This is a genomic window from Acidithiobacillus sp. 'AMD consortium' (assembly GCF_008926505.1).
Taxonomy (GTDB): domain Bacteria; phylum Pseudomonadota; class Gammaproteobacteria; order Acidithiobacillales; family Acidithiobacillaceae; genus Acidithiobacillus; species Acidithiobacillus ferridurans.
Genome location: NZ_CP044411.1, coordinates 1,552,323 through 1,565,435, shown reverse-complemented (window position 1 = coordinate 1,565,435; position 13,113 = coordinate 1,552,323). Strand labels below are relative to the sequence as shown.

The 13,113-nt window shown below is 59.5% G+C and carries 14 protein-coding genes; all 14 read right to left on the bottom strand.

Features of this window, described 5'->3' with window-relative positions; genetic code table 11:
* Positions 1-121: 121 nt before the first annotated feature.
* Positions 122-352: a histidine phosphatase family protein gene (locus F6A13_RS08120; protein WP_126605581.1), complete on the bottom strand. Its 231-nt coding sequence runs from the start codon at positions 350-352 to the stop codon at positions 122-124.
* A complete protein-coding gene (locus F6A13_RS08115) occupies positions 324-740 on the bottom strand; it encodes a hypothetical protein (RefSeq protein ID WP_126605580.1) in 417 nt (138 codons plus the stop codon). Before F6A13_RS08115 ends, F6A13_RS08120 begins: the two co-directional genes overlap by 29 nt.
* A complete protein-coding gene (der, locus tag F6A13_RS08110) occupies positions 741-2,090 on the bottom strand; it encodes a ribosome biogenesis GTPase Der (protein ID WP_151528143.1) in 1,350 nt (449 codons plus the stop codon). It lies immediately after the preceding gene.
* A gap of 11 nt (positions 2,091-2,101) precedes the next feature.
* A complete protein-coding gene (gene bamB, locus F6A13_RS08105) occupies positions 2,102-3,289 on the bottom strand; it encodes an outer membrane protein assembly factor BamB (RefSeq protein WP_126605579.1) in 1,188 nt (395 codons plus the stop codon).
* On the bottom strand, positions 3,286-3,897 hold the full coding sequence (locus tag F6A13_RS08100) for a YfgM family protein (protein WP_126605578.1): 612 nt from the start codon (positions 3,895-3,897) through the stop codon (positions 3,286-3,288). Before F6A13_RS08100 ends, bamB begins: the two co-directional genes overlap by 4 nt.
* Positions 3,894-5,213, bottom strand: a complete 1,320-nt coding sequence (hisS, locus tag F6A13_RS08095; protein ID WP_126605577.1) for a histidine--tRNA ligase — start codon at positions 5,211-5,213, stop codon at positions 3,894-3,896. Before hisS ends, F6A13_RS08100 begins: the two co-directional genes overlap by 4 nt.
* Positions 5,214-5,248: 35 nt before the next feature.
* Positions 5,249-6,349: a flavodoxin-dependent (E)-4-hydroxy-3-methylbut-2-enyl-diphosphate synthase gene (gene ispG, locus F6A13_RS08090; protein ID WP_126605576.1), complete on the bottom strand. Its 1,101-nt coding sequence runs from the start codon at positions 6,347-6,349 to the stop codon at positions 5,249-5,251.
* A complete protein-coding gene (locus tag F6A13_RS08085) occupies positions 6,339-7,319 on the bottom strand; it encodes a RodZ domain-containing protein (RefSeq protein WP_126605575.1) in 981 nt (326 codons plus the stop codon). Before F6A13_RS08085 ends, ispG begins: the two co-directional genes overlap by 11 nt.
* A gap of 11 nt (positions 7,320-7,330) precedes the next feature.
* Positions 7,331-8,176, bottom strand: a complete 846-nt coding sequence (pilW, locus tag F6A13_RS08080) for a type IV pilus biogenesis/stability protein PilW (protein ID WP_225981766.1) — start codon at positions 8,174-8,176, stop codon at positions 7,331-7,333.
* Positions 8,173-9,264 carry a 23S rRNA (adenine(2503)-C(2))-methyltransferase RlmN gene (rlmN, locus tag F6A13_RS08075; RefSeq protein ID WP_126605574.1) on the bottom strand — a complete coding sequence of 364 codons (1,092 nt, stop codon included), beginning with the start codon at positions 9,262-9,264 and terminating at the stop codon, positions 8,173-8,175. Before rlmN ends, pilW begins: the two co-directional genes overlap by 4 nt.
* Entirely contained in the window at positions 9,265-9,690 is a 426-nt protein-coding gene (gene ndk / locus F6A13_RS08070) for a nucleoside-diphosphate kinase (protein WP_009562412.1), read from the bottom strand. It lies immediately after the preceding gene.
* 189 nt (positions 9,691-9,879) lie between these two features.
* Positions 9,880-10,848 carry a tRNA (adenosine(37)-N6)-dimethylallyltransferase MiaA gene (gene miaA / locus F6A13_RS08065; protein WP_126605573.1) on the bottom strand — a complete coding sequence of 323 codons (969 nt, stop codon included), beginning with the start codon at positions 10,846-10,848 and terminating at the stop codon, positions 9,880-9,882.
* Positions 10,845-12,629, bottom strand: a complete 1,785-nt coding sequence (gene mutL / locus F6A13_RS08060) for a DNA mismatch repair endonuclease MutL (protein ID WP_126605572.1) — start codon at positions 12,627-12,629, stop codon at positions 10,845-10,847. The genes miaA and mutL overlap by 4 nt, the downstream gene beginning before the upstream one ends.
* Positions 12,619-13,104, bottom strand: a complete 486-nt coding sequence (tsaE, locus tag F6A13_RS08055; RefSeq protein WP_126605571.1) for a tRNA (adenosine(37)-N6)-threonylcarbamoyltransferase complex ATPase subunit type 1 TsaE — start codon at positions 13,102-13,104, stop codon at positions 12,619-12,621. The genes mutL and tsaE overlap by 11 nt, the downstream gene beginning before the upstream one ends.
* Positions 13,105-13,113: the final 9 nt, after the last annotated feature.

The following is a 13,113-nucleotide window of genomic DNA, read 5'->3' as shown; positions in this document are numbered from 1 at the left end:
CACTTTTATGACAACAAAGACCATTGTATCATGATTCGGCCCGGAAACCTTGGCGACAGCAGGAGAGTCTGTCAACGGACTGGCGTCTGCAGGATTAAACGTTAACAACAACATGCCGCCATTACCGCCAGGCCAGGGACGGTAGCAAAGCGGCAGCCAGATATGCACCCATTTCCCTGGTCCGTACCAGAGGGCTACGCCGCAATGCGATCTGGTTACAGATGCAGAGTGCTAGCCCGTCTGCCGTTTCCTCCGCACTCGCCCGACCGTGCGCAGTTAACTGACGTTCAAAGTCAGATCCACCATTATCTGCGTCTTCCGCCTCAGCGTGGCGGAGGAACAATAGGTCCATGACGAGCTACCTCCTGACCAAACCAGAAACGCGTAAAAGCAACGGGTAAAACACGCGCCAGAATGGTGATGATTGCAATGCCAATCAGCGCCGTCATCCATTCATCCACCCGCACCTTCGTGTCAGGCCCCGTCCCGATAAAGATTTCCAGTCCTGAAAGTACCGCGCCCAGGAAGATGGTGACCGGCCGCCAGCCGTAAGGCGTCAAGGCAGGAAAAAATCGGGCGATGGCCCCCAGCGTTATGGCGGCCCACAGCGCATACTCACCGGCGCGTATCCAGAGCATCTGCGGACTAACAGGCAGATAACGGTTGCCCACCAGGATCGCCGTATAAATGCACACTGCAGCGAACGCCCAGCGCCACCAGCCCGGGATGCGTTCCCTCATTTAATGTTGTCTCCCATTCTTTGGTTGCGGGTCGTAGGGATTTTCTCCCTGTCGGAAGACCAGACGCAGGGGCACAGCCTCCAAATGAAGGGCTCTGCGGAAGGCGCTTTCCAGATAACGTTTGTAGGTGCCGGGCAGGCGCGTCAATTGGTTCCCATGAAACACCAGGGTGATGGGGTTCTCCCCCCCCTGATGACAGTAACGCAGTTTGATGCGTCGCCCACCCACCATGGGTGGTTGATGGGTCTCGATCACATCGGCCAGGGCACGGTTCAGTTCGGCTGTGGAGAAATGACGACGGGAATCAATCCATAGCTGATCGATACTCTTATAGAGATCACCCACACCCGTACCATGCAAAGCGGATATGGTATAGACCGGCGCGTAGCGAATAAAGTCCAGCCGTCTTTCCAGTTCCTGCTTTACGGCCTTGCGCTCTTCGGGGTTCATGCCATCCCATTTGTTGACCACCACCACAATGGGACGCCCCAGTTCGACCGCGACACCCACCAAGTGGGCATCCTGCTCGGCAATGCCCAGACGCGCATCCAGCACCAGCAGCACCACATCTGCCTCGCGCAGCGCACTCAGGGTCTTCAATACGCTCAGTTTTTCGAGCCCCTCGCCGACCCGCGCGCGGCGCCGCATGCCAGCAGTATCGATCATGACATAGGGTTTTCCCTGGCGCTCGTAAGGAATACGGATGCTGTCCCGTGTGGTTCCGGGTTCGTCAAAAACGAGAACGCGCTTTTCACCCAGCATGGTGTTGACTAGCGTCGACTTCCCTACGTTGGGTCGACCAAGCATGGCGATACGCGGCCCCTTTCTCGTCGCGTCTGCGATGTCATCCTCAGGGGTCGGCAAATCGGAAAAAATTGCCTCCAGCAACGGTTCGACGCCGTGCCCATGAGCAGCGGAAATGGTATAAGGCGTACCCAGACCAAGGCGATAAAACTCAGGCAGTTCGCTCACAGCGCCTTTCGCGTCCATCTTGTTTACGACCAGATAGATGGGTTTACCCCCGCGACGCAACTCCTGAGCGATTTCCGCATCCTGAGTGGAAAGTCCTTCCTTGGCATCCACGAGGAAACAAATGGCATCCGCCTCGGTGATGGCGAGGCGGGTCTGCGCCGCCATGGCCGCTACCAGACCTTCCCGCTCTTCCGGTTCAAAACCACCGGTATCGACCACCAGATACTGGCGCCCTTCAAACTGCGCGGTACCATAGTGGCGATCCCGGGTAAGGCCCGGGAGGTCTGCCACCAGTGCCTCGCGGGTGCGCGTCAGGCGATTGAAGAAGGTGGATTTACCCACGTTGGGGCGCCCCACCAGGGCGATAACAGCAGTCATGAAATAGAGCCTTAGCGCTTTGCCAGGTGGATTCGATACAAGGTGCCCGCATCACTGAGGGCAAGGATCTGGCCACTTCCCAGACAAACGGGAGTACTCTGAATACCGCTATCAGACAGCCGCGTCTGACCTATGCGGTGCCCGGTCTGTGGATCGATGACATAGAGATAACCCGCATTGTCCGTGGCCAGCAGACTCCCGCCACAGAGGCCAAACCCGGTCAAATCGTGCCCGCTAAGACGGTCATTGCGCCAGAGCACATTGCCGGATGCCGGGTCTACGGAGGATATCCGCCCATCGGCGTCCGCGACGAGCAGATGGCCATCCTCCAGTACCGGCGTCATATAGACGGACATCGGTACACTCCAGTTCTGGGTGCCGCCCTGCAACGCGTAAGCAGCCAGATTCCCCTGATAGGCTGCAGTGATGACCTGCCCCTCCCCAACCACCGGGCTTGCGGCCACATCCACCATACGCGCCAATTCATTGCTGCCATGGGGTAAGGCGACCTGCGCCCGCCAGAGCTCCGCACCGGACCCCAGACTAAGAGCCGCCACCGTCCCATCCGCGAAACCGGCATACACCACTCCGTCATGCACCGCAGGCGTAGCCACCGCACGCAGGATGAGGGTCGGCTGATTCATGGAGAATGTCCATTGCACCTTGCCATTATTCGGGTCGAGAGCCCAGAGATGCCCATCCACCGTCTGCACCAGAAGATGGTCACCCGCCGCCACTACCGGGGTAAGCACTTCGGAACTCAACTGTATGGTCCAGAGCGGGTGGCCGTCCTTTGCCGTAAACGCATAGACTTTTCCAGTGTCTGTGCCGGTATAAACCACACCGTTTGCCAGTGTCGGGCCGCGCGCTGTCCGGCCATCCAGGCTGCGCGTCCACATCTGGCGACCACCGTCGGTCATGCTGACCAGACGCCCGGACGCATCGACGACCACAATCTGCCCTTTGTCATGGGCAATCAACGTATTCTGATAGGGGTTGACCTGCCAGATACCATATAGACGGGCCTGCCATTCGGTGGAGAAGGATACTTTATCCATCCCCTTGGCGAGGGGCGGCGGAGTCTTGGGGGCAGGAGTGGAATGAAACCAGGATAGGATACCACAACCATTCAGCAGAGTGGCCACGGCACCCAGCGCTACCATGCGCCCGAGAGCGCGGGAAAAAGGTCGCAGCTTCATGGCGCCACTCCGATATTGGCCATCTTCATCTGCAGGTAGCTGCGGTAAGGATCGGCGGCCGGAAGGTCGGCAATGGCTGCCTGGTAAGCCCGCATGGCTTTGCCGTCCTGATGAAGTGCCACATAGGCGTCTCCCTGAATTTCCTCCTGCAGGGTGGCGAAGGCCGCATCCGGCACTTTCAGCATATCCAGGGCCTTCTGCGGCTGCTTCTGGTCCAGGTAGAGTCGGGCCAGGCTGAGGGTGGCGATGCCCTTTAGCCCCCTCGGCGCGGTCTTGGCCTGGATGACGCTGTTGAGCTCCGCTTCTGTCGCCGGGATCTGGTTGCTTTCGCTGTCCATGCGCGCGAGAAAAAACCGGGCGAAAATGGCGTAGGGCGTGTGTCCATATTGATGCACCAGCGTATCCGCGCTGGCGCGTGCCGTACTGGTCTGCCCCGCGACGAGGGTATCCACCAGTTCGTTATATAGCACGGCGGCGCGCTCCACCTGATGGCGCTGGTATTTTTCGTAGCCGAAAAAGCCCATTGCCGCGAGCAGGACCATGATGATGCCCGCGATAACGGAAACTCGATGGCGATAAAGGAATTCGGAGAGTTCTGGACCGGTCACGATGAGGTTCTGGCTGTGGCAAAATTGCGGACAGTATGGGGTGCATGCTGCGGGAAATCAACGCCAAGGCTGCGCAAACCCTCGTACAACGCCTCGGGATCTCCCTGCCAGCGGCCTTCTCCGGCCTGTTCCTTGAGGATCAGCGGCTCACCGGCGATTTGCTCCGCACCAATCAGGGCCTGGAATCTGGCCCGGGAACGTTCCGCCTGCTTCATGACGTTCTTGAAAGTGGCGGGGCCCCCGGTCACCACGGAAATACCTGCATCCCGTAGCTGCTCGGCGATTCGCCACGCGCGGGCCACCGCAACATCATCCAGAGCGCCGATAAACAGTAAAGGATGAGGTGCCTCTACCCCCCTCCCCTGCAGCGCCTGCAACGCCAGTAGCCTTTCAAGGCCCACGGCAAAGCCGATCGCCGGTGTATCAGCACCACCCAACTGTGCGACCAAACCGTCATAACGACCACCCGCCAGCACCGTGCCCTGGGCGCCAAGCGCGTCCGTCACCCATTCAAAAACCGTACGGTTGTAATAATCCAGACCGCGTACAAGGCTGTGATTGACCAGATATGGGATATCGAGCGCGGTCAGCAATGATTGCAGACTGGCAAAATGGGCGGCGGAGTCTTCGTCCAGATGATCCACCAAATGCGGAGCCATGCGGGCAATCTCCTGACAGGCAGGCACCTTGCAATCGAGTACGCGCAGCGGGTTGCGCTCCATCCGTTCCCGACAGTCGGCACAGAGCACCCCACGCCGCGGACGCAGATAGTCCAGCAGCAGGGTTCGATAGTGGATACGCGCCGCCGGGCTCCCCAGTGAGTTGATCTGCAGCGAAGCGGTAACCCCAGCCGCCCGTAGAATCCGCGCCGACAGGGCGATGACCTCGGCATCGGTACCCGCCGCAGGCAGCCCGAAAACCTCCACACCCAGTTGGTGAAACTGCCGGTAACGACCCTTTTGCGGACGTTCGTGCCGAAACATCGGCCCCATATAATAATAGCGTGGGGTCTGGCCCCGAATGCTCCGGGCCTGAATCGCCGCACGCACGCATCCCGCCGTACCCTCCGGCCGCAGGGTAAGACTGTCTCCATTGCGATCGGCGAAAGTATACATCTCCTTCTGGACGATATCGGTGGCATCGCCAATGGCACGGGCGAAGAGTTCCGTCGATTCCAGAAGAGGCAGACGCACTTCACCGTAGTCGTAGAGCGCCAGCAACATCCGCAGGTCATCTTCCAACGCCTGCCACCCCGCGCTCTCCTCCGGGAAAATGTCATTCATACCACGTACCGCCTGCAACTCCTTACTCGCCATGCCCGCTCCCTTTTTGCAGCATGGGAAGGTGGTGCTCAACCCTCATGGCGTGTCGCCTGCCGTTCAGCGATTTCCGCACGAATCCGCTTTTCGAGCACGTCGACGATATCGTTGTTCTCCACCCGATCGACCTGTTTGCCGCGGTAGTAGAGAATGCTGCGCTTGTCACCGCCCGCCAGGCCGATATCGGCCTCCTTCGCCTCGCCGATGCCATTCACCACGCAGCCGATCACCGAAACGTCCATAGGCTCGAGAATGTCTTCCAGACGCGCTTCCAGGGCATTGATGGTGGTGATGACATCAAACTCCTGACGGGAGCAGGACGGGCAGGCGATCAGATTGATCCCCTTCTGACGCAGGTGCAGGCTTTTCAGGATATCGAAGCCGACACGAATCTCCTCGACGGGATCCGCTGCGAGCGAAACCCGGATGGTATCGCCGATCCCGTCCCGCAGGAGCAGGCCCAGCCCGATAGCGGATTTGACAGTGCCGGAGCGCAGGCCGCCGGCTTCGGTGATACCGAGATGCAGCGGGTAATCCACCTTTTCCGAAAGCAGGCGGTAAGCGCTCACAGCGAGAAAAATGTCGGAGGCCTTGACGCTGATCTTCACGTCATGAAAGTTCAACTCGTCCAGAATGCTCACATGACGCAAGGCCGACTCCACCAGTGCCTCGGGTGTCGGTTCCCCATATTTCTCCTGGATATCCTTCTCCAGCGACCCTGCGTTGACGCCGATACGGATGGGGATGCCCTTGTCCTTGGCCATTTCCACCACCAACCGTGTTTTATCCAGAGAGCCGATATTTCCGGGATTGATACGCAGGCCATCGACACCATCTTCCATCACCCGCAAAGCGATACGGTGATCGAAGTGGATGTCGGCGACTAGCGGGGTTTCCACCTGAGCGCGGATCGTCTTGAATGCCTCCGCAGCATCCATGCTGGGTACGGAGATCCGGACGATGTCGGCACCTACCGCCTCCAGGCGCCGGATTTGCGCGACGGTGGCCGCGATATCGCGGGTCTCGGTATTGGTCATGCTTTGTACACTGATCGGTGCATCGCCGCCGATCGCTACCTTGCCTACGTGAATTTGCCGGGTCTTACGACGCCGAATGGGAGATTCATGGTGCATGGAAAGCCTCGCTGGAAACGGCTGCAGTACCAGATACCGCAACAGGTGGTGAAGTCATGCTGGCTACTGGAAGCGCAGGGGGGGGCACCTGGCTACGAGCGGCAGCTACCGCGTGGGTGACACCGTGGGGGGGTACACCAGCGACGGTCGGCGTGGTGCCGACCTGCAGTCTGGCTACGCCCAAGGCGTTGGCGGGCAACGGCACAGGCTTGTCATCATAACTGATGGTGACGGCGCTGGCCTTGCCTACCAGAACACTGTATGGCGGAATACCGGAATCGACGCGTAGGACATCGCCGCGATGTCCCAAAACTGCGAGCAGAGTTTTCCCCGAGGAGTCTTTGACCTGCACCCAGCAGTCCGCACTGAACTGAAACGTCAGCCCAGGACCCGTCGCCACGGCTGCAGACCGGGTTGCCGCGACCGGTGCGACGGGCAGGCCGGGTGCCGCCTGCGGGTTCCCGATTGCTGACACCGGAGCAGCGGCTGACACGTTGGGCGCCATGATAACTGCCTTAGCGGGAACCGCCGGATGTTTGGCCACCATAGGCGAAACCGCCGTGGCAGGCAGGCCCTGCACCTGCTGATGACTCCAGACCCACCATGCGACCGCAATAATGCCGATCACGATCAATACGGAAAAAATCAGTACGCGTCGGCTGTAATCCAACAGCGGTCCTTCGCTGGCGGGCAACACCGTTTCCGACGGGTGCAACCCAGACCCCTCGTTGGAGGCGTCATACGTCCTCAGCAGCGGTTCCGGATCCAGGCCTAGCAGCCGCGCGTAATTCTTCAGGAAACCACGCGCGAAAGCGGCCCCGGGCAGAGCGGTATAATCACCGTCTTCCAGACCCTTTACCTGAGCTTCGGTGATATGCAACCGCTCTGCGACTTGGCGAAAACTCCAGCCATGTGCCTCCCTTGCCGCCCGCAAGTCCTGAGAAATTTCGTTTTCTGGTGTCATATCCATGGCGTACCGTCTCAACCGTTTTGCAGCAGCAGTCGCTGCGCCTGCTTGCCTGCTGCGGAATAGGGTGAAGCCGTCACACAACGCTGCCAGAGGAACCGTGCCTGTGTTGGCCGCCCCTGCAGGGCGGCAATCCGCCCCGCCAGCAAGAGCGCATCAGCGTTATCCGGCTCCTGCGCCAGAACCACCTGCAAATGGGCGAAAGCGGCATCTGCTTTACCGTCCTTGTAATCCAGTTCGGCAAGCATCAGCAGGGCTGGCGGATAGTTGGGCACCAGATAAAGTGCCCGGTTCAGCGCATCGCGTGCCGCCGACAAGTCCTTGAGCCCTGCGTAGGCCTGTGCGAGGTTGGTCCAGGCGAACTGCGGCGTGCTGTACAGCGGATCGGAGGTGGCCCGTTTCAGCTCGACAACCGCCTCGGCATAGTTGCGGGAGTTGATGAGAAATGCGCCGTAGTTATTGAGGTACTCAGGGTTTTTTGCATCTATGGAGAGTGCCCGGCGAAAGGCGCTGCGGGCCAGATTATGCTGCTGCAACTGTTCGTAGGCCAGACCCATGACATTGTATGCATTGGCATAACGGCTGTTAGCGGCAATTGCCAATTGCAGTTCCCGGATCGCCTGTCGGGGATGGCCATCCTGCAAATAAGCGGCCCCGAGAGACGTGTAGATGCCGGCCTTGGCTTGTTCGCTGTTGGCGGGTGTCGGCCTGAAGCCCGAAGCGGAGGCGTTGGCCTTGTGTTCATGGGCAATATACGCAGCCATTTGCTGATCGGGCGTCAACTCTGCTCTTTTGCCACCAAAAAGCCCACAGCCACTCAGCAGAAGCACACCCGCCCCCAGTCCCAGAAGTCTTTTCATGAATGCACTGCCAAGGGAATACTGCGACGGCCGGCGTGTACCTGCCCGGCCAACTGACCACAGGCGGCGGCGATGTCGTCACCACGCGGCCGGCGTGTAACCGTCATTATGTTACCGCGCAGAATGATATCGCGAAAAGCATCGATGCGTACCTGTGGCGACCGTTTATAATTTGAGCCGGGAAAGGGATTGAAGGGAATCAAATTCACCATGGCCGGGATGTCTCGTAACAGGCGGAGGAGTTCCCGCGCATGGGAATCGGCGTCATTGACACCCTCCAGCATTACATATTCGAAGGTGATGCGGCGCCGGGGCGGCAAAGGATAGCGGCGGCAGCCGGCGAGCAGCTCTGCCAGCGGGTAGTGGCGGTTTACCGGCACGAGCACGTCGCGGATTTCATCACGACTGGCGTGCAGGCTGATCGCGAGATTGACCGGGCTTTCCGCACCCAGTCGATCCATACCAGGCACCACACCTGCGGTGCTGACGGTAATGCGCCGCGCGCCAAAGCCGTAAGCATATTCGTCGCGCAATAAATCCAGCGCCGGCAATACCTCGCGCAAATTAAGCATCGGTTCGCCCATGCCCATGAAAACGATATTGGTGATCGCGTCCAGGCCCAAAAAATCGCGCGCCACCCACACCTGCGCGATAATTTCATGGGTTTCGAGGTTGCGGCTGAGCCCCTGTGCACCAGTAGCACAGAAACTGCAGGCCAGAGAACAGCCTACCTGCGAAGAGATGCACAGCGTACCCCGATCTTCTCCGGGAATAAAAACAGTTTCTATGGCATTGCCATCGGGCAACCGCAGCAGCCATTTGCGAGTGTGGTCCGCCGCTGTCTGATCGGCGATGATTTCCGGCAGGTCGATGCGGGTTTCTGCGGCGAGGCGAGCGCGAAGGGTTTTACTGATGTTGGTCATGGCCGCAAAATCCGTCACCTGGCGGGTATGCAGCCATTGCAAAATCTGGTTGGCCCGAAAGGGGGACTCTCCCCAGATACGCAGCAACCTAGCGAGGGACTGGCGACCCAGTCCCAGCAGGTGTGGCCTTTCGGCCGGAGCAACCACCAAAGAATCGCCCATCATTCAGTGCGCAAAAATCTCCCGTTGACCAAAAAAGTAACTGATTTCCCATGCCGCAGTCTCGGCACTGTCTGAACCATGCACGGCGTTGGCATCAATGCTGTCGGCAAAGTCCGCACGAATCGTTCCTGCAGCGGCATCCTTGGGATTGGTGGCGCCCATCAAATCACGGTTTTTGGCGATGGCACCCTCACCTTCCAGTACCGTAACCAATACCGGACCGCTGCTCATGAAGTCGCACAACTCGCCGTAAAAAGGCCGGGCCTGGTGCACCGCATAAAACCCACCCGCGTCATCGCGGCTGAGATGCAACATCTTGGCGGCTGCGATGCGCAGCCCCGCCTTCTCGAAGCGACCAAGAATGGCACCGATGGCATTTTTCTGCACGGCATCGGGTTTGATGATGGAAAGGGTGCGCTCAACAGCCATAAGATCCTCAATGGGGGTAAAAGTCAGAGTGGCCATAGGCTAGCATTCTGCGTATTCGCTGGCAATCCGGCGCGCCGGCGTTGATGCCTGGACTGCGCCAACTTTAAGCCTGCAACCGGGCGACGAAAGGTTTGTCGACATCCTCGAGATTCCAGCCCATCAGTCGGGCTCCCCGTTCATGGATGGCGTTCATCCAGTTTCATCCATTTCACCTCCGTTGTCCCCGCCGATGGAATGCACCTCGCCCTGCACGGGTCGGGTGGCCATCTGCAATAGCAGAGAGGATGCATCGTCGCGGGATGGATCGAGATAATAATGCGCCGATTCCCTCTTGAACCAGGTATCCTGGCGCTTGGCCAGTTGGCGGGTCGCCGCCAGCGCCGCCTGGTAAGCTTCTGCGGAGCTGCAGAGCCCGTCATGCCAGGCGAAGTATTGGCGGTAACCCACGGCGCGCATGGCGGGTAACTCCGGCGCGTAGTGACGCGTGCTCAGGTCGGCAATTTCGTCCAGAAATCCCTCGTTCAGCATGACGTCAAAGCGCTGCATGATACGCTGATGTAACCAGCCTCTAGGCGGGCGCAGGATGATTTTGTAGAGCGGGCCGGGGAATGTACCTTGCCAGTGACGTGCCCCGCTGATCGCCTGCCCCGAACCGAGGATGATTTCCAGGGCGCGTTGAATGCGTTGCCGGTCATGGGGAGCGATACCCGCGGCGGTCTCCGGATCCAGGGTCGCGAGGCGCTGGTGTAGTGCGGACCATCCCGCCTCCTCTGCTAACGCCATCAGACTCTGGCGCAAGGCGGGATTGGCGGGGGGTAAGGTATCAATGCCACGCTCCAGCGCACGAAAATACAGGCCCGTGCCGCCGACCAGCAACGGGATGCGACCGCGTTCCCGCGCCAGTGCAATACAGCGCAGGGCATCTTCCCGAAACAGGCCCGCCGAATAGGGCTCGTCGGGCTCCCGGATATCGACCAGCGCGTGGGGATATCGCCGGCGCAGGGCCAGACTGGGTTTGGCGCTGCCGATATCGAAATGACGATATGCCAGTAACGAATCGACGCTGATAATGTCTATGGGCAACGCATCGGCAAGCCTTACGGCCAGTTCGGTCTTGCCGCTGGCCGTCGGACCCATCAGAAAAATAGCAGGAATCATCGCCCGCGGAGAAAGAGGCGGTCGAGATCGGCCAAAGAAAAATACACTACCGTCGGTCGCCCGTGATTGCACTGCCCGAAACGCGGAGTGGCCTCCAGTTGGCGCAACAGGCTGTTCATCTCTTCGAGGCTGAGGCGGTGGTTTGTCTTGATAGCGGCACGGCAGGCCATGTCGGCGAGGACGGCGTCCCCATCTCCCTCGGCCCAGGCAGGCTCTTCCGCAAGAATATCAGCGATAATCTGCCCATAGGTGACGGCGGCGATAGCTTTGGGGGCCGCATGAATGGCCAAGGTACCGGGACCGGCAACACTGATGTCCAGCCCGGCAGCTTGCAAATCGCGCTGTCGTTTGTCGAAGTGCGCCATTTGCGCCGCAGTTACATGCACGTATTCAGGAATAATAAACGCCTGCTTCTCATTCTGTTGAGACATGTTCTTCATCTTCTCGTAGAGGATGCGTTCATGAGCTGCGTGCTGATCGATGAGAATCATCCCCTCGCTGTTCTGAGCGAGGATGAAACGTGCGTGAATCTGCCCGATGGCCTGTCCGAGGGTGTAGTTCGGGGCCAGTTCCTGGGCTGGTGCCGCCGGCAAATCAGGGGATGGTACGGACGCCATCACCGGCGCCACTAGATGTTCCCAATAGGCCCCGGCACTCTCCTGCGCAGCAGCGTTCAGCGATCGCTGAGTCGGGACGTAAGCAGGACTTTTGGTAGCGGTCGGGCTTTGGGAGAAAGGCTGGACCGGAACGGTCATCCGTGGTTGTGCCCCGCCCTGCTCCGCAATCACCCGTCGCAGAGTGTGAAAAAGAAAATCGTGTATCTCGCGGCTGTCCCGAAAGCGTACCTCCGCCTTGGCGGGATGTACATTAACATCCACCCGCTCGGGCGGCAGCTTCAGGTAAAGCGCATAAAGGGGGTGACGATCCTGAAAGAGCACATCGTTATAAGCCGCACGCAGGGCATGGGTAACCACCGGATCACGCACCGGACGACCGTTAACATAAAAATACTGTTCATCTCCGCGGGCGCGGTTGTAGGTGGGCAGGCCCAGCCAGCCGCTGAGAGACAAGCCCTGATCTTCCTGTTCGATATACAGTGCATTGGCCAGAAAGCCTTCCCCCATTATGGCGGCTACTCGCGCTGCCCGGCTTTCTGCATCCGTAGCTGGAAATTGCGCAAGAGAGCGGCCGTTCTGGATAAGCTGAAAAGCCACCGGGAAGTTGGCCAGCGCAATCTGGCGCAACACCTTTTGGTTGCGCGACAACTCGGCGGCCGGACTACGCAGAAACTTACGCCGTGCGGGCACGTTAAAAAAGAGATCGGCCACACGCACTGTGGTTCCTGGTGCCCTGGCTGCGGGCTCCGGAGCGGCAGCCATGCCCCCCGTTACCTGCAGGCGCGCCGCCTGATTCTGGCTGCGCGCCCGCGAGAGGAGTTCCAGGCGCGAGACGGAAGCGATCGCTGGCAAGGCCTCACCGCGAAAACCCATGGTCTGGATCGCCTGAAGGTCTTCCCAGGTGGCCACTTTACTGGTGGCATGGCGCTCCAGGGCGAGGGGCAGATCCTCGGCCAGGATGCCGACACCATCATCTTCCACACCGAGCAAATCCATCCCACCACCCTCCAGATGGATGGTAATCCGCGTGGCTCCGGCATCCAGGCTGTTTTCCAGAAGCTCTTTCAGGATGGAGGCAGGACGTTCCACCACCTCGCCGGCGGCAATCTGATTGGCCAATGTTGTATCCAGGCGATGAACGCGGGGTGCCTGTTCATCCCTCATGGCGGATTTTCCGGGTGGATGCGGGCGTCAAGAAAATGGTCCAGTCCTGAACATGGGGCTGATGCCCCAGCCACTCCAGACGGTGACTGCCGTTGTCCAGAATACGGAGGCTGAGTGACAAATCGGCAGGGGGCAGGAAACCCGCACCCCGCTCCGGCCATTCCACCAGCCACAGGGAGGGTTCCGTCAGACAATCACGGATACCGATAAATTCCAGCTCCTCCGGCTCTTGCAGACGATACAAATCAAGATGCAGAGCCGGTCCGATCCGGGTCGAATACTGTTCCATGAGGGTATAGGTCGGGCTTTTGATGTTCTGGGTAACGCCTAGCGCCTTTAAGATAGCCTGCGCCAAAGTGGTTTTACCGACCCCCAGATCGCCCTCCAGATAAATAACCGCAGGGATATGAATGCGCTGGGCAAACTGTCGCCCCCAGTCCCGGCAGGCTTCGGCATCTGCGAAATCCCAGTGCATCCGATACCC